General features: G+C 65.0%; 20 protein-coding genes. 11 read left to right on the plus strand and 9 right to left on the minus strand.

What is annotated here, in order from left to right:
- Window positions 1-39: 39 nt before the first annotated feature.
- Both DK261_RS06760 and DK261_RS06765 read left to right on the plus strand, forming a co-directional pair.
- Window positions 40-987 carry a LysR substrate-binding domain-containing protein gene (locus DK261_RS06760; protein WP_110175443.1) on the plus strand — a complete coding sequence of 316 codons (948 nt, stop codon included), beginning with the start codon at window positions 40-42 and terminating at the stop codon, window positions 985-987.
- A gap of 212 nt (window positions 988-1,199) precedes the next feature.
- A complete protein-coding gene (locus DK261_RS06765; protein ID WP_009047054.1) occupies window positions 1,200-1,607 on the plus strand; it encodes an HPF/RaiA family ribosome-associated protein in 408 nt (135 codons plus the stop codon).
- A gap of 223 nt (window positions 1,608-1,830) precedes the next feature.
- On the opposite strand, the gene fecA is transcribed toward DK261_RS06765, so the two are convergent.
- From fecA to DK261_RS06780, 3 genes are all read right to left on the minus strand, one after another.
- Window positions 1,831-4,191 (minus strand): TonB-dependent Fe(3+) dicitrate receptor FecA, encoded by a 2,361-nt coding sequence (gene fecA, locus DK261_RS06770; RefSeq protein WP_110175488.1) that lies wholly within the window; start codon window positions 4,189-4,191, stop codon window positions 1,831-1,833.
- A gap of 225 nt (window positions 4,192-4,416) precedes the next feature.
- Window positions 4,417-5,382, minus strand: a complete 966-nt coding sequence (locus DK261_RS06775) for a FecR domain-containing protein (protein WP_110175444.1) — start codon at window positions 5,380-5,382, stop codon at window positions 4,417-4,419.
- The gene (locus tag DK261_RS06780) at window positions 5,379-5,867 is read right to left on the minus strand and encodes a sigma-70 family RNA polymerase sigma factor (protein ID WP_016703295.1); all 489 of its coding nucleotides are present in this window, start codon (window positions 5,865-5,867) and stop codon (window positions 5,379-5,381) included. The genes DK261_RS06775 and DK261_RS06780 overlap by 4 nt, the downstream gene beginning before the upstream one ends.
- 220 nt (window positions 5,868-6,087) lie before the next feature.
- Here DK261_RS06780 and DK261_RS06785 point away from each other — a divergent pair, with 220 nt between their 5' ends.
- From DK261_RS06785 to dacB, 4 genes are all read left to right on the plus strand, one after another.
- Window positions 6,088-6,393: a DUF3649 domain-containing protein gene (locus tag DK261_RS06785; RefSeq protein ID WP_009047058.1), complete on the plus strand. Its 306-nt coding sequence runs from the start codon at window positions 6,088-6,090 to the stop codon at window positions 6,391-6,393.
- The gene (locus tag DK261_RS06790; RefSeq protein ID WP_110175445.1) at window positions 6,390-7,964 is read left to right on the plus strand and encodes a PepSY domain-containing protein; all 1,575 of its coding nucleotides are present in this window, start codon (window positions 6,390-6,392) and stop codon (window positions 7,962-7,964) included. The genes DK261_RS06785 and DK261_RS06790 overlap by 4 nt, the downstream gene beginning before the upstream one ends.
- Entirely contained in the window at window positions 7,965-8,288 is a 324-nt protein-coding gene (locus DK261_RS06795; protein WP_016703293.1) for a DUF3325 domain-containing protein, read from the plus strand. It abuts the gene before it with no gap.
- A 142-nt stretch (window positions 8,289-8,430) separates the two neighbouring features.
- On the plus strand, window positions 8,431-9,879 hold the full coding sequence (gene dacB / locus DK261_RS06800) for a D-alanyl-D-alanine carboxypeptidase/D-alanyl-D-alanine-endopeptidase (protein ID WP_110175446.1): 1,449 nt from the start codon (window positions 8,431-8,433) through the stop codon (window positions 9,877-9,879).
- A gap of 160 nt (window positions 9,880-10,039) precedes the next feature.
- Here dacB and DK261_RS06805 read toward each other — a convergent pair whose 3' ends face one another.
- A complete protein-coding gene (locus tag DK261_RS06805) occupies window positions 10,040-10,915 on the minus strand; it encodes a helix-turn-helix domain-containing protein (protein ID WP_009047062.1) in 876 nt (291 codons plus the stop codon).
- A gap of 285 nt (window positions 10,916-11,200) precedes the next feature.
- On the opposite strand from DK261_RS06805, the gene DK261_RS06810 reads away from it, so the two are divergent.
- Entirely contained in the window at window positions 11,201-12,100 is a 900-nt protein-coding gene (locus DK261_RS06810; protein ID WP_016703291.1) for a DMT family transporter, read from the plus strand.
- A gap of 145 nt (window positions 12,101-12,245) precedes the next feature.
- Here the strand turns inward: DK261_RS06810 and DK261_RS06815 are convergent, their stop codons facing one another.
- Entirely contained in the window at window positions 12,246-13,220 is a 975-nt protein-coding gene (locus DK261_RS06815; RefSeq protein ID WP_028681692.1) for a D-glycerate dehydrogenase, read from the minus strand.
- 241 nt (window positions 13,221-13,461) lie between these two features.
- Window positions 13,462-14,430 carry a LysR family transcriptional regulator gene (locus DK261_RS06820; protein ID WP_016703289.1) on the minus strand — a complete coding sequence of 323 codons (969 nt, stop codon included), beginning with the start codon at window positions 14,428-14,430 and terminating at the stop codon, window positions 13,462-13,464.
- A 263-nt stretch (window positions 14,431-14,693) separates the two neighbouring features.
- Between DK261_RS06820 and DK261_RS06825 the strand changes: the two genes are divergently transcribed.
- The 4 genes from DK261_RS06825 to DK261_RS06840 are packed head-to-tail and all read left to right on the plus strand — an operon-like array spanning window position 14,694 to window position 19,531.
- Window positions 14,694-16,205, plus strand: a complete 1,512-nt coding sequence (locus tag DK261_RS06825) for an efflux transporter outer membrane subunit (protein WP_041985872.1) — start codon at window positions 14,694-14,696, stop codon at window positions 16,203-16,205.
- Between the two features lie 51 nt (window positions 16,206-16,256).
- A complete protein-coding gene (locus tag DK261_RS06830) occupies window positions 16,257-18,464 on the plus strand; it encodes an FUSC family protein (protein WP_009047067.1) in 2,208 nt (735 codons plus the stop codon).
- The gene (locus tag DK261_RS06835; protein WP_007930063.1) at window positions 18,454-18,654 is read left to right on the plus strand and encodes a DUF1656 domain-containing protein; all 201 of its coding nucleotides are present in this window, start codon (window positions 18,454-18,456) and stop codon (window positions 18,652-18,654) included. The genes DK261_RS06830 and DK261_RS06835 overlap by 11 nt, the downstream gene beginning before the upstream one ends.
- A gap of 10 nt (window positions 18,655-18,664) precedes the next feature.
- Window positions 18,665-19,531 carry an HlyD family secretion protein gene (locus DK261_RS06840; RefSeq protein ID WP_009047068.1) on the plus strand — a complete coding sequence of 289 codons (867 nt, stop codon included), beginning with the start codon at window positions 18,665-18,667 and terminating at the stop codon, window positions 19,529-19,531.
- 109 nt (window positions 19,532-19,640) lie between these two features.
- Here the strand turns inward: DK261_RS06840 and DK261_RS06845 are convergent, their stop codons facing one another.
- The 3 genes from DK261_RS06845 to DK261_RS06855 all read right to left on the minus strand — a co-directional run bounded on the left by DK261_RS06845 (window position 19,641) and on the right by DK261_RS06855 (window position 23,284).
- Window positions 19,641-20,666, minus strand: coding sequence for a sel1 repeat family protein (locus DK261_RS06845; RefSeq protein ID WP_256597553.1), 1,026 nt, complete (start codon window positions 20,664-20,666; stop codon window positions 19,641-19,643).
- 276 nt (window positions 20,667-20,942) lie between these two features.
- A complete protein-coding gene (locus tag DK261_RS06850; RefSeq protein ID WP_110175448.1) occupies window positions 20,943-21,974 on the minus strand; it encodes a sel1 repeat family protein in 1,032 nt (343 codons plus the stop codon).
- A 314-nt stretch (window positions 21,975-22,288) separates the two neighbouring features.
- Window positions 22,289-23,284 (minus strand): hypothetical protein, encoded by a 996-nt coding sequence (locus DK261_RS06855; RefSeq protein WP_232788604.1) that lies wholly within the window; start codon window positions 23,282-23,284, stop codon window positions 22,289-22,291.
- Window positions 23,285-23,424 lie beyond the last annotated feature (140 nt).

A 23,424-nucleotide genomic window follows, 5' to 3' on the forward strand; every position in this document is an offset into this window, starting at 1 on the left:
AACGAATTTTCCTAAGACAGCCTTTAGCAGGACTAAACGATGAGTCGTCAATTTCATGCCCAGACCTATGTCTGGCTGCATGTGTTTTCCTGTGCCGCGCGGCACTTGTCGTTCACCCGTTGCGCGGAAGAACTGCACATCACCCCGGGGGCGGTCAGCCAGCAGATCCGCCTGCTGGAAGAGCGGCTCGGTTTTCGCCTGTTTCACCGCCGCGCCCGCGGAGTGGAACTGAGCGCCGAGGGGCAGCGGCTGGCGATCACGGTGAACGAGGCCTACGGCAGCATCGACGCCGAACTGCGCCGGCTGGATGCCGGGATGATCAGCGGCACCTTGCGCCTGCGCTCGATCCCGTCGTTTCTCGGCAAGTGGCTGACCCCGCGCCTGCCCCGGCTGCAGCAGCGTTTTCCGGACATTCAGCTACGGCTGGTGGCCGAGGACAGCAGCGTGGCCTTGCATGAAGGTGATTTCGACCTGGCCATCGACCTCAATGACGGCAGCTATCCGGGACTGTTATCCACAGCCCTGCTGGATGAGCAGATCTTCCCGGTCTGTGCCCCGGGCCTGTTGCGCGGGCGGCCGCCGCTGCACGGTCCGGCAGACCTGGTGCATTTCCCGTTGCTGCACGACATCACCGCCTGGCGCGGCAGCTATGAGTACGCGGAGTGGGAGTTCTATCTCAATGCCATCGGCTTCGAGGGCGCGGATGTGCGGCGCGGGCACACCTTCAACCGCAACCACCTGACCATCGAGGCGGCGATTGCCGGGATGGGGGTGGCGATTGCCCGGCGCACCTTGCTCAACGACGAGCTGGAGCGCGGCACCCTGATCGTGCCGTTCGGCCTCGCGGTGCCCAATCACAAGCGTTATGTGCTGCTGTATGCGCCGGGCGCGCTGAGCCATCCGGGCGTGCGCGCGGTGCACGACTGGCTGGTGGAGGAGGCGGAGATATTTCGCGGTTTGCACCCGCTGGGAGGGGGACACGGGTAAGCAGAAAGGACAGGGGAGTGAGGCGACCCAACTCCCGACATTAACAGCGCTTTTGCGCTTTGTCCGGCTTTATTTGCCAATAGATATTTATCTTTTTTAAGGGGTTGAATTGTTCTGCGCTCTGCCCAACTCTGTAACCAAGAGGCCGCAAAAAGTACGCCCTCAGGGGCACGCGGTTCCTCTCGCGAGCTAGCTGAAATAAGGGAAGAACTATGCAAATCCAGGTCAATAGCGATAACCATATTCAAAGCAGCATCCGACTGGAGGAGTGGGTACGTACTACCATTGAGAGCACGCTCGAACGCTACGAGGAGGACCTGACCCGAGTCGAGGTTCATCTGCGGGACGAGAACGGCGACAAGCCCGGTCCCCACGATTTGCGCTGCCAACTGGAGGCGCGGCCAAAAGGCCATCAACCGATTTCCGTGACCCACAAAGCCGAATCCCTGGAACTGGCCATCGAAGGAGCGGCCACCAAGCTGGAGAACTCCCTGGAACACCTGTTCGGCCGGTTGCGCAACAAGCGCGCCGCGGCAGCGCCAAGCGCCCGCGCCGGTCAGGCCGACGCCTTGCTTGAAGAGGAATTCCTGGAAAACGAACAGGCCGCGCTCAATAGCTGACGGCGCAAGTACCCAACCAAGAAGCACCTAGCCAAAAGGGCCTGCACATGCAGGCCCTTTTTTGTGCGCCGCGTTTCTGTAGGAGCGAGCGGGCGGCGATCCGACTTGCTCGCGATGCAGATGCCGCGGTGTGTCAGGCCGGGCGCCATCGCGAGCAATCGAGCGTCGACCGGCCGCTCCTACAGAAGTACGGGGACGTGCTGTTCTGCAGGAGCACGTTGGATCAGAACGCCACGGAGGTCTGTACGTACAGGGTCCGTGGTTCGCCCACGTATTTGCCTTTGTTGTTGTCGTCGAACGAGCGGGTGAAGTACTGGTGGTTGAAGATGTTCTTCACCCCGACCGCCATGTTGAGGTCCGACAGTTGCGGGCCGAAGTCGTAGGCGGCGCGGCTGCTGAACAGCATGTAGCCGGGAATCCGTCCGGTGCTGCCGTCGGCGCTTTCGGTGGAGGTGTTGGCGTTGTCGGCGAACTGGCTGCTCTGGTAGCTGCTGTCGAAGTTCAGTTTCCACGGGCCTTCGGTGTAACCGATGCCGAGGGTGCCTTTGTGCTTGGACGAGAACGGCACGCGGTTGCCCTTGTTCGGCCCGTCTTCACGAATGGTGGCGTCGACGTAGGCGTAGGTGGCGTACAGATCGAAACCGGCCAGCGCCGGACTCAGGCCGTCCAGTGCGTAATTGACGCTGGTCTCGATGCCCTGGTGGCGGGTTTCGCCACGGGCGATCACCGAGTCGTTGGTCTGGTTGCTGTCGTACTGGTTGTCGAAGTTGATCAGGAATGCGCCGATCTCCGCCCGCAGGCTGCCGTCGTCATAGCGGGTGCCCAGTTCCCAGGTGCGGGCCTTCTCCGGTTTCACTTCGCCGCTGCTCACGCGGTTGGGCATCTGGCTGTACTGCACGCTGCCGAACGAACCTTCGGTGTTGGCGTAGAGGTTCCAGCTGTCGGTCAGGTGGTACATCACGTTCAGCGCCGGCAGCGCGGTGTTGTAGTCGCCCTTGTATTTGACGTTGGTCAGGTTGTTGGTCTGCTGGGACTCGATCATCTCGTAGCGGATGCCCGGGGTGAGCGTCCACTTGCCGATGTCGATGCGGTCGTCGATGAAGAACGCATTGGCCTCGGTGCCGCCGCGGGTATCGCGGTCGTTGCGGCTGCTGGTGCTGGGCAGTTGCTGGTTGGCGCTGATCGGCGTGCGGTAGCGCAACTCGTGCCCGGCCTCGTTGATGTAGCGGTAGCCGATGCCCAGCTCATGGCTGGTCGGCCCGAGGTCGAAGCCCTGGGCGAAGCGGGTTTCGATGCCGCGCACCCAGTATTCGCGCGGCGACAGCGACAGGAAGCTGCCCTGGTCCAGGTAGCCGCTGCGCAGGGTCTTGGTGAAGAAGCTGTTGACGGTGAATTCGCGGCGATCTTCCTGGTAGCGGTAACCGAAGTTGATCAGTGTGCGACGACCCCAGAACTTGTCGTACGGGCGGGTCGACTGATACGGATCGGCCTTGTAGTCGGCAACGTTGAGGCCACCGGGCATATCGGCCTCGCCCTCGTAGTACTGGGCCATGGCATTGAAGCTGTTGGCGTCGTCGAGCTGGTAATGGCCCTTGAGGATCAGGTCGTCGATCTGTGTGCCGCTGTGTTCGCGCCAGTCGCCGCCACGGGTGCCGGAGTACAGCAGGGCGCCGCCCAGGCCGTTGTCGGCGGTGCCGCCGGCCAGCAGGTTGCCGGTGGTCTTGAAACCGTCGTGGCTGGAGGACGGGCTGGTCTCGGTCTGGAAGCCGCCCTTGACCGTGGGCGCATCGGGGATGGCGCGGGTCACGAAGTTGACGATGCCGCCGACGTTCTGCGGCCCGTAACGCACGGCGCCGCCGCCACGCACCACGTCCACCGCGTCCATGTTGCCCATGCTGACCGGGGCGAAGGACAGCTGCGGCTGGCCATAGGGCGCGAAGGGTACCGGAATGCCGTCCATCAGTACCGTGGAGCGCGAGGCCAGGCGTGGGTTGAGCCCGCGAATGCCGAAGTTCAGCGCCATGTCGTGGCTGCCGGTGCCGTTGTTTTCCGGTGCGTTGACCCCGGGGATGCGGTTGAGCACGTCGCGGGCCTGGGTGGCGCCCTGGCGTTCGAATGCTTCGCGGCGGATCACGTCACGGGCCCCCGGGTGTTCGAAGACGTTGGTCTGCTCCGCATCGCCCAGCCAGTCGCCGACCACGCTGGACGTGCCCAGCTCCAGGGCCGCCGGTGCGCCCTCGGCGCTCACCGGTTGCAGGCTGAAGGCATTGCCGCCTTCGGCGCGGGCTTGCAGGCCGGTACCCTTGAGCAAGGCATTCAGACCTTCTTCGGTGGTGTAGCTGCCTTCCAGGCCCTGGCTCTGCACGCCGCTGGCGACCTGGGAACCGAAGGAGATCAGCACCCCGGCCTCACGGCCGAACTGGTTCAGGGCGTTTTCCAGCGATGAGGCGGCGATGTGGTAATCGCGCGACAGGCCATCGGCGGCCATGGCCGGCGGCAGGGCGGCCAAGCTCAGGCTGGCGCCCAGCAGCAACTGGCGCAGGGTGCGGGCAAGGGGCGTGAGGCGAGTGGGTTGCTGGGGCATGGACATCGATCCTGAGAAGGTTGCAGTCAAGGGGGCTTTCCTTCTCTGTCACGCGAGTGCTGGAAAACGGCTCACACAAAATGAAAAAAACGGCACACCGGGAAAAACATTGAATCGACGCCTGTAGCCGCTGCCGCAGGCTGCGATAAGGCCCGAAGGGCCTTCGAGGGCCTCAAGAGCACGTCCCCTTCGGGGCCGATCGCAGCCTGCGGCAGCGGCTACAGGTCACGCGCGGGCTTCGACCGTGACCCAGTAGCGGGTGAAGCGACGGACCTTCACCGGAAGGCTGATTTCCAGCAGGTCGAGGATCCGTTCGCTGTCGTCCAGTGGATAACTGCCGGAGATCAGCAGGTCGGCGACCTGTGGATCGCAGTTGAGCTGGCCGCGACGGTAGCGCCCCAGCTCGTCGAGGAAGTCCGCCAGGCGCATCTGGGCGGCCACCAGCATGCCTTCGCTCCAGGCGCCGCTGCCGGCGTCCAGCGGCCGCGGGTTGTCCCAGGCGCTGCGGGTGAAGCTCAATTGCTGTTCCTTGCTTACCACTAACGGCGCTCCCGAATAATCCGACGGGCTGAGGCTGACGTTGCCTTCGAACACCGCCAGCTGGGTGCGCTGGCTGAACTGGCGCAGGTTCAGCCGTGCGCCTTGCGGACGTAAAACACCCTGGGCGCTCTGTATCAACAGCGGCCGGCGGTCGGCCGCGGCGGTCAGCAGGATCTCCCCGGCCAACAGCCGGATCAGCCGTTGCTGGCCGTCGAAACTTACGTCCACCGCGCTGTCGGTATTGAGCTGCAACTGGCTGCCATCGCTCAATTGCAGTTTGCGCCGCTGGCCCACCGGGCTGCGGTAGTCGGCCATCAGCGGGGTCAGCGGGTTGTGTTCGCGCAAGCCCCAGGCCGCGGCGGAACCGGCGCCGAGGATCAGCAGCAGTTTCAGCGCCTGGCGCCGGCTGGAGGACTTCGGCGCAGCGAGCGCGGCATGGGCCAGGGGCGAAGACAGGCCGCGCAGCCGCGAATTGACCCGCTGGATATGTTCCCAGGCCCGTTGATGTTCGCTGTGGGCGTCGTGCCATTGCTGCCAGGCCCGTTGCTGGCGTGGGCTGAGTGGGCCCGCCTGCATTTCGAGCAGCCAGTGCACGGCCTGTTCGGCGACCTGGGCGCCGATGTCCGGCGGGCGGGGGAGGCCAGTGTTCACAGGGCGAAGTAGCAGCGCAGGGCTGCCTTGTGCAGGTGGCGCTTGACCGTGGCGATGGAGATCCCCAGCTCGCGGGCGATCTCGCCATGTTTCAGGCCATCGACCTGGGCCAGCAGGAACGCGCGTTTCACCAGGCGCGGCAAACCGTCGAGCAACTGGTCCAGCTCCAGCAGGGTCTGCAGGATGATCGCCTTGTCTTCCTCGGACGGCGCCAGCAGTTCCGGCATCTGCGCCAGCGTCTCAAGATAGGCCCGTTCCAGGTCCTGGCGCCGGTAATGGTTGCACAGCACCCGCTTGGCGATGGTGGTGAGGAACGCCCGTGGCTCGACGATCGACGGCGTTTCCCGGGTGCTGAGCACCCGCATGAAGGTGTCCTGGGCCAGGTCGGCGGCGCTGTCGGGGCAGCCGAGCCGACGCCGCAACCAGCCGTTCAGCCAGCTGTGATGGGCGTGATAGAGGACTTCGACGGTAGAGGAGTGAGCCAAGCCGAACGCTCCGGCAGCATGAAAACGCTTAAGAGAACAAGAATTGTTCGCATTGTAGTGGCCTGGCATGGCATTGGGCAATCAACCCGGACCGGCGGAAGATCCCGCTGCGGGTCAGTGAATTTTTGCGCATGAGAATATTTATCATTAATATTGCGCCGACTTGAGTCCGGGTAGGGGAATTCCCTGCGCCGGGCGGTCCTGGTTTCAAGGTCGAAACATGAAAAGCAAAGTTGCCACGATCCCCTCTTCCTACCGTCTGGCGGTGACGTCGCGAGTGCTGGCCGCGGTATTCGGCGGTTACCTGCTGGCGGCGTTGTCCAGCGTCTGCATGACCCTGCTGCTCCCCGTGTCCCGCGCCGATGCGGTGGTCAGCGGCATGATGACCTCCTTCCTGTTCTATCTGGTGGCGGTGCTCTGGTGCTTTGCCTGCCGCACGGCCTGGCAGGCCTGGCTCGGTTTGCTGCTGCCGGCGCTGGGGTTGGCGGCGATTTCTGCGTGGGCGCACGGGATGAATCTTTCATGAAGGAGGGATTTCGCCAGTCCATGGCCTGGCTGCACACCTGGGCCGGGCTGGTATTCGGCTGGCTGCTGCTGGCGATTTTCCTGACCGGCACCCTGGCCTACTTCAAGGACGAAATCAGCCACTGGATGCAGCCCGAAGTGCCGTCGCGCTCGGTCAGCAACGAAACCAGCCTGATCCTCGCCCAGAGTTATCTGCAGCAGCACGCCCAGGGCGCCTCGCGCTGGTTCATCAACCTGCCCGATGCCCGTGAGCCGGGGTTGTCGGTGATGTGGCAGTTCCCGGGCAAGCCCGGCGAGCGCGGCGCCTTCACCCAGAAACTGCTGGACCCGGCCACCGGTGCCGAACTGCAGGTCCGCGATACCCGCGGCGGCGAGTTCTTCTACCGCTTCCATTTCCAGTTGCAGATGCCTCATCCGTGGGGCCGCTGGCTGTCCACCGCGGCGGCCATGCTGATGTTCGTCGCCTTGATCAGCGGCATCATCACCCACAAGAAAATCTTCAAGGACTTCTTCACCTTCCGCCCCAGCAAGGGCCAGCGCTCCTGGCTCGACGGGCACAACGCGGTGGGCGTGCTGGTGCTGCCGTTCCACCTGATGATCACCTACAGCAGCCTGGTGATCTTCATGTCGATGGTCATGCCGGCGAGCATCCTGGCCACCTACGGCAACGACACCCGGGCGTATTTCAACGAAGTGTTCCCCGCCAGCAAAACCGCCCCGGCCGCAGGCAAGCCGGCGCACCTGGTGCAACTCGAACCGCTGCTGGAGCAGGCCCGCGAGCAGTGGCCGGGTGGCCGCGTGGGGCGGATCACGGTGAACAATCCGGGGGACGCCAATGCCTCGGTGAATGTCATGCGTCATGGTGGCGACCAGGTGGTCCGCGACTTTGGCAATGTGGTCACGTTCGACGGGGTCAGCGGCAAGCTGTTGCAGGTGTCGCCGCCGCAGTCGACGGCCCTGGCCATCAACGGCAGTTTTTACGGGCTGCACATGGGCCTCTTCGCCGGGCCGCTGTTGCGCTGGCTGTACTTTATCTGCGGCCTGGCCGCCACCGCGATGATCGGCACCGGGCTGGTGATCTGGCTGGGCAAGCGCCAGCTCAAGCATGCCAAGAGTGGAGTGACGCCCTTCGAACTGCGCCTGGTGGAAGTGCTGAACATCGCCAGCATGTCTGGCCTGGTGCTGGCCGTCGCCGCCTTCTTCTGGGCCAATCGCCTGTTGCCGGTGAGCCTTGCCGGGCGGGCGGACTGGGAAGTGAACAGCTTCTTTATCGTCTGGGGCCTGAGCCTGCTGCACGCCGCGCTGCGTCGCGGGCGCAAGGCCTGGGTCGAGCAATTGGGCCTGGCGGCGCTAATGCTGGCCAGCGTGCCGCTGCTCGATGCGCTGACGATGCCCGATGTGCTGGATGGTTTCCTGGTGCATGGCGACTGGGTCCGCGCCGGCTTCGACCTGACCTGCCTGGCGGCGGGGCTGTTCCTGGCCTGGGGGGCCTGGAAGATGTCGCGTCCTGTCGCCCAGCCTACCGTTGCCGCCCGCTCGCGACGGGCCGCCCTTGAAACCGAGGTGAACTGAATGCTCCTGGCGCTGCTGTTGTGTTACCCAGGCTTTGCCGGGTTGTGCCTGTCGATGGACCGTCATCACGCCGAACTCCTAGGCTACAAACCCACGGCCTGTCGCCGCTCTGGCTTGCGTATTGGCGGCTGGCTGCTGCTGGCCGGCTCGCTGTGGGCGGCGATCGCGGCGGCTGGCTGGGGCCTGGGCCTGGTGCAATGGTGCGCGGCCTTGATGCTCAGCGCCTTGTCGCTGGTGCTGTTGCTGCCGTATCAACCGCGACTGGCGTTGCTGGCGGCGGGGCTGGGATTACTGGTCAGCCCGCTGGCCGCGTTGGCGCAATGAGCGCTCCGCAGCGCCGGGCCTGAGGGGCTGGCTTCGATTGTTCGTTGACACGAACCCCTCGCCAATCGTTATCTGGGCGCCCGTCGCCGCGGCTGCAAGGTTGTCGGCGCGGGTTCGAGGTCATCAAGGAAATACGTTTTTCATGGGTTCAGCACATCGTTTCTACACTCGCGGGCTGGGGTTGTTCCTGGCCCTGTCACTGGCGGCTTGCGCCAGCCATCCCGGCGCCCGCTACGCCGCCAGCCTGGATCAGGTCCTGGCCGACCCGGCGCTGCAGGGCGCCACGGTGTCGCTGACGGTGCGCGATGCCGAGAGCGGCGCGGCCTTGTATCAGCACAACCCCGACAGCCGCCTGATCCCGGCTTCGAGCCTCAAGCTGCTGACCACCGCCGCCGCGCTGGACGTCCTCGGCCCCGACTACCGTTTCGCCACCGAGGTGCTGGGCGACGGCGCGCAGCAGGGCGAGCGCCTGCAGGGCAATCTCTACCTGCGCGGTTCCGGCGACCCGAGCATGCAGGTCGCGGACTATCGGGAGTTGGCAGCGGCGGTGGCGCGCACCGGCATTCGTCAGGTCGCGGGCGACCTGGTGCTCGACGACACCGCCTTCGATGACCAGCGGCTCGGCGTCGATTGGGCCAGCGACGATGAAAGCCTGTATTACGCGGCGCAGATTTCCGCCCTCAATATTTCCCCCAACGACGACTTCGACGCCGGCAGCGTGCTGGTGTCGGTCACCGCGCCGACGATGCCGGGAGCGTCGCTGGCGGTGCGCATCAGCCCGGAAAACCGGCTGATGAGCCTGCGCAATCAGGGCCGGGTCGGAACGACGGACAGCCTGCAGGTCGGCCGTGAGCATGGCAGCAACCTGCTGCTGGTCAGCGGCGCCTTGCCGCCGGGGCAGTCGCGGCGCCATTGGGTCAGCGTGTGGGAGCCGACCCGCCTGGTGGCGGACGTGTTCCAACAAGCGCTGGCCGAGCAAGGCGTGACGGTACAGGGCCAGGTGCGCATCGGCCAGCCCACGGCACCCCCCGCCCGGGTGCTGGCCAGTCACTCGTCGATGCCGCTGGCGGGCTTGATCACGCCGCTGCTCAAGCTGTCGAACAACAACATGTCGGAAGTGCTGCTCAAGGCCATGGGCCGCAAGACCGCCAATGCCGGCACCGCCGCTGCCGGGGTGGCGGCCATCGAGGGCTTCCTGCGGCGCCAGGGCCTGAGCCCGCAAGGGCTGGTGCAGGTGGACGGCTCGGGGCTGTCGCGGCGCAACCAGATTTCCAGCCAGAGCCTCAGCGACCTGTTGCTGGTGGCGCGCAAGCAGCCCTGGTTCGCCACCTGGTACGCGGCGTTGCCGGTGGCTGGCGATGCCCAGCGCATGACCGGCGGCACCCTGCGTTATCGCCTGCAAGGCACAGGGGCTGTGGATAACCTGCATGCCAAGACCGGCTCGATGCAGGGCGTGTCGTCGCTGTCCGGGTATCTGCGCGCGGCCGATGGCCGCCGGCTGGTGCTGGTGATGCTGTCGAACAACTACCGGGCCGACGGCGCGCACATCAAGGCCCTGGAAGATCGGGTGACGCAGGCGCTGTTGCAATAACGCTGGGGATCGGCTTTGCCTGACACATCGCCATCGCGGGCAAGCCTCGCTCCTACGGGGTGTGCGGTGTGAGGGCGGGCGCAGTGCTTCTGTAGGAGCGAACGGGCGGCGATCCGACTTGCTCGCGATAAAGGCGACGCGCTGTAACTGGCGGCTGTACTCAGCCAAGAAACGCCTGGCGATATTCCCCGGGCGTGCCACCCAGGGCCTGGCGAAAGCGATTGGTGAAGTGGCTGGCGCTGGCGAAACCGCAGGCCAGGGCAATCTCGCCCAGGGGCAGGCGGGTGCCGCGCAGCAGGTCGCGGGCATGCTTCAGGCGTCGCGCCAGCAGGTATTGGTGGGGCGGCAGGCCGAAGCTCGCGCGGAACATCCGCGCAAAGTGGTATTCCGACAAGGCGCAGCGCGCGGCCAGTTGCCCGAGGCTGAGCGGTTCGGCCAGCTGGCTGTCGATGTACTCCACCAGTTGCCGACGCTGATGCGCCGCCAGCCCGCCCTTGAGGCGCAGCCCCTGGCGCTGGCCAACCTGGGTCAGCAGGGCGTGGCTGAGCATCTCGTGGGCCAGGCTGCTGGTCAGCAGGCGCTCGCCGGGTTCGTCCCAGTTCAGCTGGATCAGTTGCCGAAAGCGCCTGGCCTGCTGCGGATCGTCGAGGAAGGTGTTTTCCTGCAATTGCAGCTCGCGGGGTTCGCGGTCCAGCAGGGTCACGCAGCCCAGGGCAAATTGTTCCGGGCTGAAATACAGGTGGGCCAGGCGGATCTCGCCGTTGATCACCCAGGCCGAACGATGCTCGGCGGGCAGGATGCACAGCTTGTCCGGGCCGCCCTTGGTCCCCGGCTGGCCACGGCGAAAAGTCCCGGTGCCGCCGGCGATGTAGCACGACAGGGTGTGATGGCTCGGCGCTTCGTAGTCCTGGGCGTCGTGATGGTTGCTCCACAAGGCTGCGGCCAGGCCGTCACCGAGCTCGGCGCTGTGCTCCAGGCGAGCATTGGGCGAGCGGTTCAGGGCTTGAAAGACTTGCAGGGTTTCCAGGGTAGACATGGTTTTGATTCGATAAAGGGTGGCACGTTGTAGCCGCTGCCGCAGGCTGCGATCGGCTCCGCAGGAGACGCGCTTTTGAGATCGCAAGAAGGTCCTGCGGGTCGAGCGCGACCCCGGCCTATCGCAGCCTTCGGCAGCGGCTACAGGAGCGAAGTCAGATGTTTCGCATCCTACTCCGTAGGCAACGCGCTGCCAGCCCGGCAACCGACAAAAGCGCAAGTTTATGCAAGCGCCCGGGCGCGCAATGGCCTGAGACTGGGTTGCCCTGCACAGGAGTCCCGCGCCATGAACCTCTCGCTTTATCTGCTCACCGTCCTGATCTGGGGCACCACCTGGATCGCCCTCAAGCTGCAGCTGGGGGTGGTGGCGATTCCGGTGTCCATCGTCTATCGCTTTGCCCTGGCGGCCCTGGTGCTGTTCGTCATGCTGCTGCTCAGCCGCAAGCTGCAAGTGATGAACCGTCGCGGGCACCTGATTTGCCTGGCCCAGGGGCTGTGCCTGTTCTGTATCAACTTCATGTGTTTCCTGCACGCCAGCCAGTGGATTCCCAGCGGCCTGGTGGCGGTGGTGTTTTCCACGGCGACCCTGTGGAACGCCCTGAATGCCCGGGTGTTCTTCGCCCAGAAGATCGCCCGCAACGTACTGCTGGGCGGGGCGCTGGGGCTGCTGGGGCTGGGCCTGCTGTTCTGGCCGGAGCTGGCCGGCCATAGCGCCAGCCCGCAAACCCTGCTCGGCCTGGGGTTGGCGCTGTTGGGGACCCTGTGTTTCTCGGCGGGCAACATGCTGTCCAGCCTGCAACAGAAAGCCGGCCTCAAGCCGCTGACCACCAACGCCTGGGGCATGGCCTATGGCGCGGCGATGCTGGCGGCTTATTGCCTGGTCAAGGGCATCCCTTTCGATATGGAGTGGAACGCGCGCTACCTCGGTTCCTTGCTGTATCTGGTGATCCCGGGCTCGGTGATCGGCTTCACCGCCTACCTGACCCTGGTCGGCCGCATGGGCCCGGAGCGGGCGGCCTACTGCACCGTGCTGTTCCCGGTGGTGGCGCTGAATGTCTCGGCCTTCGCCGAAGGTTACCAATGGACCGCCCCGGCGCTGGCCGGGCTGGTCCTGGTGATGCTGGGCAACGTGCTGGTGTTCCGCAAGCCCAAGCCGCTGGCCGTCCGCGATCCCCGGCTCGCCTGATGGGTAGCGCGGCTGCTGCAGGGTTTGAGGAGCTTCTGTAGGAGCGAAGCTTGCTCGCGATAGCGGTGTCTCAGGTACACCGCGTCGTGCCTATCGCGGGCAATCGAGCGTCGACCGGCCGCTCCTACAGTGGACCGCGTTGGTTTCAGCCTTTCCACACCTGCGGGTTGACCAGGTCCTGCGGGCGTTCGCCGAGCAGGGCGCTGCGCAGGTTGGCCAGGGCGCGGTTGGCCATGGCGTCGCGGGTTTCATGGGTGGCCGAGCCGATGTGCGGCAGGGTCACGGCGTTTTTCAGCTGGAACAGCGGCGACTCGGCCAGCGGCTCCTTCTCGTAGACGTCCAGGCCGGCACCGCGAATCGTGCCGTTGCGCAGGGCTTCGATCAGCGCTGGTTCATCCACTACCGGACCGCGGGAGATGTTCACCAGGATCGCGCTCGGCTTCATCAGCGCCAGTTCGCGGTGGCTGATCAGGTGCTTGGTCTTCTCGCTCAACGGCACCACCAGGCAGACGAAATCCGCTTCGGCCAGCAACTGCTCGAGGCTGCGCAACTGCGCGCCCAGCTCCTGTTCCAGGGCGGTCTTGCGGCTGTTGCCGCTGTAGATCACCGGCATGTTGAAGCCCAGGCGACCGCGTCGGGCGATGGCCGCGCCGATATTGCCCATGCCGACGATGCCCAGGGTCTTGCCATGCACATCGCAACCGAACAGCGGCGCGCCGACGCTGGCCTGCCACTGCCCGGCCTTGGTCCAGGCGTCCAGTTCGGCGACGCGCCGGGCGCTGCTCATCAGCAGGGCGAAGGCCAGGTCGGCGGTGCTTTCGGTGAGCACGTCCGGGGTGTTGGTGAGCATGATCCCGCGTTCGTTGAAGTAGGCCAGGTCATAGTTGTCGTAGCCCACCGAGACACTGGAGACCACTTCCAGCTGGCTGGCGTTTTCCAGCTGCGCGCGGCCCAGCTTGCGACCGACGCCGATCAGGCCGTGGGCGTGGGGCAGGGCTTCGTTGAATTGCGCGCCGATATCGCCCAGCTTGGGGTTGGGCACTATCACCTCGAAGTCCTGGCGCAGGCGCTCGATCATGTCCGGGGTGATGCGGCTGAAGGCAAGTACGGTCTTTTTCATCGCGGGAAAGCTCGTCAGGCGGAGGAGAATGCCAAGCAAGCTAACATTCCCCACGGGCTTTTTGTAGCGGCTGCACAGGGCTGTGAGGGCAAGAAGGTTCTGCGACTGTAGCCGCTGCCAAAGGCTGCGATCGGCTCCGCAGGAGACGTGCTCTTGAGATCGCAGGAGGTCTTGCGGACCTTTCGCAGCCTGCGGCAGCGGCTACAGGGGGGAAGCATGACAAAGCCCCGAAGGGCTTGGCTCAAGTGGTCAGGCGTACGCCGCTGAGGCCGCCGCTCAGTTCATAGGCCGTCAGCTCCGCCTGATGGGCGGCGAGAATCTCCGGCAGGGTGTTGCGCAGGTACTCGACCCAGGTCTTGATCTTGGCGTCCAGGTACTGGCGCGATGGGTAGATGGCGTACAGGTTCAGCTCCTGGGAGCGGTACTTGGGCATGACCCGCACCAGAGTGCCGTTGCGCAGGCCCTCGATGGCCGCGTACACCGGCAGCACGCCCAGGCCCATGCCGCTGGTGATCGCGGTTTTCAGCGCGTCGGCGGAGTTCACCAGGAACGGCGAGCCGTTGAGCGTGACCCCTTCCTGGCCCTCGGGGCCGTCGAACAGCCATTTGTCCAGGGCGATCACCGGGCTCACCAGGCGCAGGCAGGCATGGTTCGACAGGTCGCTGGGGCTGCTCGGGCAGCCATTGGCTTTCACGTAGGCCGGCGAGGCGCAGACGATGCTGTAGGTGATGCCCAGGCGCTGGGAGACGAAGCCCGAGTCCGGCAGTTCGCTGGCCAGCACGATGGACACGTCGTAGCCCTCGTCCAGCAGGTCCGGCACGCGGTTGGCCAGGGTCAGGTCGAAGGTCACGTCCGGGTGCGACTTGCGGTACCGGGCGATGGCGTCGATCACATAGTGCTGGCCGATGCCGGTCATGGTGTGCACTTTCAGCTGGCCGGACGGGCGCGCGTGGGCGTCGCTGGCCTCGGCCTCGGCTTCTTCGACATAGGCCAGGATCTGCTCGCAGCGCAGCAGGTAGCGCTTGCCGGCCTCCGTGAGCGCGATGCGGCGAGTGGTGCGGTTGAGCAGGCGGGTTTGCAGATGGGCCTCCAGATTGGAGACCGCGCGCGAGACGTTGGCCGTGGTGGTGTCGAGCTGGACGGCGGCGGCGGTGAAGCTGCCGGCTTCGGCGACACAGCTGAAGGCGCGCATGTTTTGCAAAGTGTCCATGGGGTGCTCTCTCGGGAGATGGCAAATTGTGACACGAAGTAACAGATTGTTGGCTATTCCACCAAGGGATTATCGCGCGAACGGTAATAAAGATTCACAGGAATCCCAGCTTATCGCCGCAAAGCCCGCCGCCTAGAATTGCGCCGATCTGTAGGGGCCGGCTGCCGGAGCCCCGTGCAATGCGGTGGGTCAGTGACACCGTCTCGCGAGCAAGCTCGCTCCTACAGGGATCCGCCTTCTCCCTATTTCAGGAATTCGCAGCAGTGCCGCGTCGCATCAGCAGAGAGCTGAAGACTCTCAGTGTTTGGGCTTTATCGTTAGCAATCAGCGGCTGCATCGGAACCGGGGGCATTGCCCCGCAAGGCAAGGCACTACCGGCCAATACACTGGCCACCGACGAGGCGATCCAGAGCGCCGCGCGCGACGCCCGCTGGCCCGCCGCCCAGTGGTGGCAGGCCTATGGCGATGCGCAGTTGAACCAGTGGGTGACCCTGGCGGTGCAGGGCAGCCCGAGCATGGCCATGGCCGCCGCCCGGGTACGCCAGGCGCGTGCCATGGCCGGCATCGCCGAGTCGGCCGAGTCGCTGCAGATCAAGGGCGACGCCACCCTCAAGCGCCACAACTGGCCCACCGACCAGTTCTATGGCCCGGGCGAGCTGGCCAACAGCACCACCTGGGACAACAACGCCGCGCTCGGCTTCAGCTACGCCCTCGACCTCTGGGGCCGGGAAAGCAATGCCAGCGAGCGTGCCGTGGACCTGGCGCACATGAGCGCCGCGGAGGCGCGCCAGGCCCAGCTGGAACTGCAGAACAATGTCGTGCGCGCCTATATCCAGCTGTCGCTGCAATACGCCCAGCGCGACATCGTCCTGGCCACCCTGAAACAGCAGGAACAGATTCTCGAACTGGCGCAAAAGCGCCTGGCCGGCGGCATCGGCACCCACTTCGAGGTCAGCCAGGCGCAGACCCCGCTGCCGGAAACCCATCGCCAGCTGGATGCCCTGGACGAAGAAATCGCCCTGGGTCGCAACCAGATCGCTGCCCTGGCCGGCAAGGGACCGGGGGCGGGCGCGCAGTTGCAACGGCCGAGCCTGTCCCTGGCCGCGCCGCTGAAACTGCCGTCGGCGCTGCCCGCCGAACTGCTCGGCCAACGCCCGGACGTGGTCGCCAGCCGCTGGCAGGTGGCGGCCCAGGCGCGCGGCATCGATGTCGCCCACGCCGGCTTCTACCCCAACGTCGACCTGGTGGGCAGCCTTGGCTACATGGCCACCGGCGGCGGGGCGCTGGAGTTCCTCACCGGCAAGAAGCTCAATTACAACGTCGGCCCGGCCATCAGCCTGCCGATCTTCGACGGCGGCCGCCTGCGCGCTGAACTGGGCGAGGCCGCGGCCGGCTACGACATCGCCGTGGCCCACTACAACCAGACCCTGGTCAACGCCCTGAAGAACATCTCCGACCAGTTGATCCGCCGCGAGTCCATGGACAAGCAGGCCGAGTTCGCCGCCGAGTCGGTGGCGTCGGCGCAGAAGACCTACGACATCGCCATGGTCGCCTTCCAGCGTGGCCTGACCGACTACCTCAATGTGCTCAATGCCCAGGGCATGCTGTTCCGCCAGCAACAGGTCCAGCAGCAGGTCCAGGCCGCGCGCCTGAGCGCCCATGCCGAGCTGGTGACGGCCCTGGGTGGCGGCCTGGAGGCGGGCCGGGATGTGCCCGAGGACAGCAAGACCCAACCGAGCAAGACCCCGGCGGCGCTGGCTGTCTTCGATCATTAAGAGCTGACCATTAAAAGCCGACCCCCAAGTGCTGATCACTGAGTAAGACCCATGACTTCCTTGCCTGCACCCTTGCGCTGGCTGTACTCCCTTGAATGGCGCCGGGGCTTCTTCGACTGGGCACGCAGCGACGGCGTGACCTGGGTCTATATCTTCAAGGTGCTGGCCGCCGCGTTCCTCACCCTGTGGCTGGCCATGCGCCTGGAGCTGCCGCAACCGCGCACGGCGATGATCACCGTGTTCATCGTCATGCAGCCGCAGAGCGGCCAGGTGTTCGCCAAGAGCTTCTATCGCTTTCTCGGCACCCTGGCCGGGTCGGCGGTGATGGTGGCGCTGATCGCCCTGTTCGCCCAGAACACCGAACTGTTCCTCGGTTCGCTGGCGATCTGGGTCGGCATCTGCTCGGCCGGCGCCGCCCGTTATCGCAACTTCCGCGCCTATGGCTTCGTGCTTGCCGGCTACACCGCGGCGATGGTCGGCTTGCCGGCCCTGGCCCATCCGGACGGGGCCTTTATGGCGGCGGTGTGGCGGGTGCTGGAAATCTCCCTGGGGATTCTCTGCTCGACCCTGGTCAGCGCTGCGATCCTGCCGCAGACCGCCAGCGCGGCGATGCGCAACGCCTTGTACCAGCGCTTCGGGGTGTTCGCCCTGTTCGTCACCGACGGTTTGCGCGGCCGCAGCCAGCGCGATGCGTTCGAGAGCGGCAATGTGCGTTTCATCGCCGAAGCGGTAGGCCTGGAAGGCCTGCGCAGCGTCACGGTGTTCGAAGACCCGCACATGCGCCGGCGCAACGGCCGCCTGAGCCGTTTGAACAGCGAGTTCATGGGCATCACCACCCGCTTCAACGCCCTGCATCAGTTGCTCGAGCGCCTGCGCGGCAGCGCCGCCGAGTATGTGCTGGCGGCGACCAAACCCGGGTTGCAGGACCTTGCCGAACTGCTGGACGGCTTCTCCGGCCGCGCCCTGACCAGCCCCGATGCCGCGCGCCTGGCCGAGCAACTGGCAAGCTACAAGGCCGAGCTGCCGGCGCGGGTGCGCAGCATGCGCGCGCTGTTCCAGGAGCACGAACCGAGCGATGCCGAGCAGCTGGATTTCCACACCGCCTATGAGCTGCTCTATCGCTTCGTCGACGAACTGCACAGCTACGCGCAGACCCATGCGTCCCTGGCCGAGCACAGTCATGAGCGCGAGCGCTGGGACGAGCCCTTCACCCCCCAGACCAACTGGCTGGCCTCGGCCGCCTCGGGGATCCGCGCCTCGTTCATCCTGATCGTGCTCGGCAGTTACTGGGTGGCCACCGCCTGGCCCAGCGGCGCCACCATGACCCTGATCGCGGCGGCCACCGTCGGTCTCTCGGCGGCGACGCCGAACCCGAAACGCATGGCCTTCCAGATGGCCTGCGGCACCTTGATCGGGGCCGTGGTCGGCTTCGTCGAGATGTTCTTCGTGTTCCCCTGGATCGACGGTTTTCCGCTGCTGTGCGTGATGCTGGCGCCGGTGATCGTGCTCGGTTCGTTCCTCGCTTCACGCCCGCAGTACGCTGGCGTGGGCCTGGGGTTGCTGATCTTTTTCAGCACCGGTTCGGTGCCGGACAACCTGACCGTCTACAACCCCTACGCCTTCATCAACGACTACATCGCCATGATCATGGGCATGCTGGTCTGTGCCGCCGCCGGGGCGATCATCCTGCCGCCCAACAGCCGCTGGTTGTGGCGCCGCCTGGAGCAGGACCTGCGCGGCCAGGTGGTGTACGCCATCAGCGGCAAGCTCAAGGGCCTGGCGTCGAGCTTCGAAAGCCGCACCCGCGACCTGCTGCACCAGGCCTATGGCCTGGCGGCGGGGCAGCCGCAGGTGCAGCGCGAGCTGCTGCGCTGGATGTTTGTGGTGCTGGAGGTGGGGCACGCCATCATCGAGCTGCGCAAGGAACAGGCGATCCTCCCGGTGCACCCGGCCTACGCCGAATCCCAGCCGTGGCGCCAGGCGATCCGGGTGATGGGCCGCTCGTTGGTGCGGCTGTTCCTGCAACCGGGCCAGAGCAACCTGGAGCGCGCGCTGGTCGCGGTCGATCATGCGATCAGCCGGGTCCAGGCCAGCGACGAACCCTTCGCCCCGCACTTCGATACCTCGGTGTTGCGCCGGGTGAAGAGCTACCTGCACTTCATCCGCAGCTCATTGCTCGACCCGCAATCGCCGCTGGCCGCCTATGCCGCGCCGCCAGCCGTACAGGCCCCGCCCCAAGGACTTGAACATGCCTCGTGAAATCGCCTTCCACGGCGTGTACATGCCGACCATGACCCTGATGTTCTTCATTGCCGCGGCCCTGGCCTGGGCCCTGGACCGCTTCATCTCGGGTTATGACCTGTACCGTTTTTTCTGGCACCCGGCGCTGCTGCGCCTGAGCCTGTTCTGCTGTCTGTTCGGCGCCATGGCGCTCACTGTTTACCGTTGAGAGTCCCACGATGAAAAAGTTTTTCAGCCTGCTCGCGACCCTGCTGGTGCTGGCCCTGGCCCTGTGGATCGGCCGCACCCTGTGGGTGCATTACATGAACACGCCGTGGACCCGCGACGGCCGGGTGCGCGCCGACATCATCAACGTCGCCGCCGACGTCACCGGGGAAGTGGTGGACGTGCCGGTGCGCGACAACCAGCTGGTGAAAAAGGGCGACCTGCTGATGCAGATCGACCCCGAGCACTACCAGATCGCGGTCAAGCAGGCGCAGTCGCTGGTGGCTTCGAGAAAGGCCACCTGGGAGATGCGCAAGGTCAACGCCCACCGCCGCGCCGACCTGGACAACCTGGTGATCTCCAAGGAAAACCGCGACGACGCCAGCAACATCGCCGACTCGGCCCTGGCCGACTACCAGCAGGCCCAGGCCCAGCTGGAGGCCGCGGAACTCAACCTCAAGCGCACCCAGGTGCGCGCCGCGGTGGACGGCTACGTCACCAACCTCAACGTGCACCGCGGCGATTACGCGCGCATCGGCGAGCCGAAGATGGCGGTGGTCGACATGCATTCGTTCTGGGTCTACGGCTTCTTCGAGGAGACCAAGCTGCCCCATGTGCGCGTCGGCGATAAGGCCGATATGCAGCTGATGAGCGGCGAGGTGCTCAAGGGCCATGTGGAGAGTATTTCCCGCGGCATCTACGACCGCGACAACCCGGAAAGCCGCGAGCTGGTCGCCGACGTCAACCCGACCTTCAACTGGGTACGCCTGGCCCAGCGCGTGCCGGTGCGCATCCATATCGATGAAGTGCCGGAAGGCGTGCTGCTGGCTGCGGGGATTACCTGCACCGTGGTGGTGAAGGAGGGCGGGGAGGCGCAGTGATCGGGCCGCTGCCGGGCGTGCCTGCACGGCATCTCTGGCGAGCCGGCTCCCGCGATATCTTGCGGGAGCCGGCGGGCGACCAGACGCTAGCGCGCCGGGGGAACCAGGGTTACTTGTAGCTTTTCTGCATGATCGCCAGGGACTTCTTCGCCGTGGCTTCCAAGCCGTCGTTAACGTGGTTGATGGCGGCCACCAGCTTCGGGTTCTGCAGTACGTCGACGCCGGGGTAACGCTGCTGGGCCAGGCGCGAGACGATGATGTACTGGGTCACCGCGTAATGCAGATCGAACTTGCCGCTGTCCCGGGCCTTGGCGATGGCCGCTTTGACAAAGGCCTGGCGCTCGGCCGTCGTCATGCCCTTGAACAGGTCGGGGATATCGAAATGGATCTCGGCCGAGAAAATGGCCACCTCCTCAGCCCGCGCCTCGTCGTACATCACCTGCTTGCTGGTCACGCTCGCCTTCAGCTCGCTGAAGCGTTGTTCGCCTTCGGCCAGTTGCTCAGGGCTCATCTTGCCTTTCAAGGCATCCAGCTGGCTGGTGTCCTCGGTGTTATCGATAACCTTCAGCCAGGCGTAGGCCTTCACCAGGTCGCCGGACTCTTCGGCGGCGTCGGCCAGGCTCTGCTGCGGTTCCGGGTTGCCATGCAGGGCCGAGCGCTCCAGCCAGCGCACCGCCAGCTGCCGGTCCTGGGGGATGTCCTTGTCGCCGAACCAGTAGGTGGCGTACATGCCGTACTCGGCGCACCAATCGTTCTGCGACGCCGAGTAGGCGATGTAGTTGAAGGACTCGCGGTCGCGCTCGGCCTTGGGTCTGTCCGTTTCCTGATCGGTGCTGGTGGACAGGTAGCAGAAGGCCCGGGTGTAGTTCGGCGCGGCCATGGCGAAGCAGCTCTTGGCGCTCTTGAAGTCCTCGGCCTCGTACAGCTTGTAACCGGCGCCGTACAGCACATCGGCGTCCATGGCCGGGTTGCAGTACTCGTTGGCGCTGACCTTGGGCAAGACGCTTTCCAGCGTCAGCTTGGGCAGGGTGTCATTCAGCTCGGGGATTTTCGGCTCGGTCTTTTCCGGAGCCGTGGTGGCGCAGGCCGCCAGCAAGACAGCCAATGCCAGTGGCAGCACGTTGAACAATTTCAATGGATATTCCCTGATCTGCGATTGAATGAAGAGGCGCATGGAATGACGCAGGGACAGGACGGGAGAGGGGGAGCTTGAGCAGTTCCGTGCTTCAGTGTCGACGCCAGCGATTCCATGCTGCTTGAGCGCGGGCGCTCAAGGCCGGGGATTCTACTGGGTTTGAGAGGGCGTACAACCGAAACCGCAGCATCTGTTTGGCCACGGCAAAGGGCTCTTGGGCCTTGCGCACGCGACACCTCGGCGGCGCTTCAAAAGAAGTAGCGCCAGCCTCTCAAGCTATTGCTTGCGCTTGGCCAGGATGGTTTTGGCCTTGGCCACGGTCTCTTCCACGCTCAGGTCATCATTGACCAGCAAGGCATGCAGTGCCGGGTCCTGCCACAGGTCCACGGCCGGTCCGGTACTTTGCACAAGGCGGGAAATCAAGGCGTAGGCCACCACTTGGCCTCGCGTGTGGAACTTCGGGTAGAGGTCCAGCATGTCCACCAACTGGGCCACGAAAGCATGCCGTTGCACAGGGGACATGCCCTCGAATACCTCCGGGTGGCTGTAGTACAGATCCCCTGAGCTCAGGGCGATGAGGTCCTTGCGCAGCGCCTGCTCAATATCCTTTTCGGGGGTGAGTTGGCTGAGCAGCCGGGTGTAGTGCTGCTCGCCCTCGGCCATTTGCTGAGGGCTCATTTTGCGCTGCACGGCCTCGATTGTTTTTGCCTCATTCAGGACCCTGGCCCAGGCATAGGCCACCGGGAAATGGTCCTGTTCGCTGCTCCAGCGCACCATGTCCTGTTGCGCGTCCTGGTCGCCGTGCCGAGCGGCGCGCTCAAGCCAGCCCATGGCCAATTCCTTGTTCGGTGGCTGGCCCAGCTTGCCAACGCTGTAGATGTCGTACAGGCCTGCTTCCGCGCAGGATTCATTGTGCTTGGCGGCGTAGGCGATGTAGTTGAAGGCTTCGCTTTTGTCATAGTTGTTTTGCCTGGCGCCGACAATCTTGCCCAGGATGCACAAGCTCGTGGTGTAGCGGGGGGCGGCCATGATCAGGCAGCTGCGGGCCATTTTTATTTCCTTGCTCGCCAGCAAGGTACGGCCTGCGCCATACAGTACCTCGTCCTCATCGATCAGTCGGATGCCGAGGCCGAGCAGCAATTCGCTGTCCATCTCCGGTGTGCAGTATGGGTTGGCCTCGACCTTGGGCAGGATCTGCTCGAGGCTCAGGTCCGGCAGGGAGTTATTGAGTTTTTCGTCCGGTGACGAGGCATCGCAGCCCAGCAGCAGAGTGAAGATGGCCAAGGGCAGCAGGCTACGAGATTTCAATGGAGAGTCCCTGAGGTTCAATCGTAAAAGGGAGGACGCCAAGAGGGCATGAGCAGGGGCGGGGTGCAGTCGTTCCGTGCTTGAGGTGCCGCTTCCTTGCGATTGGAGTGCGGGCATTCTACGGGCATCGGCGCGGCATACAACGGTGTCATGCGCGTGATGGCCGGCGTTGAATGCTCAGAGCCTGGCGCTTAATCCGAAACGCTTCATCAGCTGGGTGAACAACCTGACGCCGCCCCCTTGTAGGAGCTGGCACCTACAAGACGCGGCCATGTATAAGGCCCCCGTAGGCGCGGCCGGCGGTGTTCCCGCTGTTACAGGGCGGCCTGGCCGAGGATCACGTCGGCTTTCTTCACCGCCTCACTCACTTGCAGCTCGGTATCGCTGAGCAGCTGCACAATCTGCGGGTTCTGCAGTACATCGACGCCGGCCTGCTTCAACTGGGCCTGCCGCGCGATGATCACATAGGCGTAAAGCTGGCCACGGGTGCTGAACTCGGGACGGGCGCTCACCGTGGCCACGGCCTGCTCCATGAGCGCATGACGCTCGGCCACCGACAGGCCCTTGAAGGTCTCGGGGTATTCCATATGGATGTTCGCCGAGTACACCGCGATGTTCTCCTCGCGGGCCTCTTTGCGCACGGCGTCCTTGCTGGTGACGATCTTGCCCAGTTGCTCGAAGCCTTGTTCGCCTTCGCTGATTTGCTGCGGGTTCATCCGTTGTTTCAGGGCGTCGATCTGTGCCTGGTCATCGAGGATCCTGGCCCAGCGGTAGGCCAGCGGCAGATTGCCCTTGTTACTGTGCAGGCGTACCAGGGTCTGTTGCGCATCCGCATCGCCGTGACGCGCGGAGCGTTCCAGCCAGCGCAGGCCCAGGTCGCTGTCCGGGGTCTGCCCGCGCATGCCGTAGGTGAAGTTCTGGAACATGCCGAACTCGGCGCAGGCGTCATTCTTCACCGCGGAATAGGCCATGTAGCCGAAGGCTTCGCGGTCGCGCTCGGCGCTGTCCTTGCTGCTGTCCTGTTCCGCGATGCTCGCCAGGTAGCACAGGGCCCGGTCGTGGGTGGGCGCGGCCATGATCAGGCAACTGCGGGCTTGCTCGGGTTTGTCGTCGTTGTACAGCTGGTAGCCGATGCCATACAGCAGATCGCTGTCCAGCTTGGGGTTGCAGTACTCGTTGGCGACGGCTTGCGGCAACAGCTCCTTGAGACTGAGCTGGGGCAGGGTGGCGTTCAGCTCCTCGTCTGGCGACGGCGCGCAGCCGATCAATACAGTGGCCAAGGCCAGCGGCAGCAGGTGTTGAGGTTTCAATGGATATTCCCTGATCGACGATTGAATGGCGGCGAGCATGGAAGAAGGGGAGTTTCAGCGGTTCGCCAGCGATCCATGCGGCCTGATCGAGGCCCTGGAGGCCTCGAGTGCGCGCATTCTACTGGGATTGGGAGAGGGCA

The organism is Pseudomonas sp. RW409 (genome assembly GCF_003184125.1).
GTDB lineage: Bacteria > Pseudomonadota > Gammaproteobacteria > Pseudomonadales > Pseudomonadaceae > Aquipseudomonas > Aquipseudomonas chlororaphis_I.

Bases quoted from the DNA above. Each gene is read 5' to 3' on its own strand.
- DK261_RS06760 (WP_110175443.1), top strand. From the start codon at position 40: ATGAGTCGTCAATTTCATGCCCAGACCTATGTCTGGCTGCATGTGTTT.
- DK261_RS06765 (WP_009047054.1), top strand. From the start codon at position 1,200: ATGCAAATCCAGGTCAATAGCGATAACCATATTCAAAGCAGCATCCGA.
- fecA (WP_110175488.1), bottom strand. From the start codon at position 4,191: ATGCCCCAGCAACCCACTCGCCTCACGCCCCTTGCCCGCACCCTGCGC.
- DK261_RS06785 (WP_009047058.1), top strand. From the start codon at position 6,088: ATGAAAAGCAAAGTTGCCACGATCCCCTCTTCCTACCGTCTGGCGGTG.
- DK261_RS06790 (WP_110175445.1), top strand. From the start codon at position 6,390: ATGAAGGAGGGATTTCGCCAGTCCATGGCCTGGCTGCACACCTGGGCC.
- DK261_RS06795 (WP_016703293.1), top strand. From the start codon at position 7,965: ATGCTCCTGGCGCTGCTGTTGTGTTACCCAGGCTTTGCCGGGTTGTGC.
- dacB (WP_110175446.1), top strand. From the start codon at position 8,431: ATGGGTTCAGCACATCGTTTCTACACTCGCGGGCTGGGGTTGTTCCTG.
- DK261_RS06805 (WP_009047062.1), bottom strand. From the start codon at position 10,915: ATGTCTACCCTGGAAACCCTGCAAGTCTTTCAAGCCCTGAACCGCTCG.
- DK261_RS06810 (WP_016703291.1), top strand. From the start codon at position 11,201: ATGAACCTCTCGCTTTATCTGCTCACCGTCCTGATCTGGGGCACCACC.
- DK261_RS06815 (WP_028681692.1), bottom strand. From the start codon at position 13,220: ATGAAAAAGACCGTACTTGCCTTCAGCCGCATCACCCCGGACATGATC.
- DK261_RS06820 (WP_016703289.1), bottom strand. From the start codon at position 14,430: ATGGACACTTTGCAAAACATGCGCGCCTTCAGCTGTGTCGCCGAAGCC.
- DK261_RS06830 (WP_009047067.1), top strand. From the start codon at position 16,257: ATGACTTCCTTGCCTGCACCCTTGCGCTGGCTGTACTCCCTTGAATGG.
- DK261_RS06835 (WP_007930063.1), top strand. From the start codon at position 18,454: ATGCCTCGTGAAATCGCCTTCCACGGCGTGTACATGCCGACCATGACC.
- DK261_RS06840 (WP_009047068.1), top strand. From the start codon at position 18,665: ATGAAAAAGTTTTTCAGCCTGCTCGCGACCCTGCTGGTGCTGGCCCTG.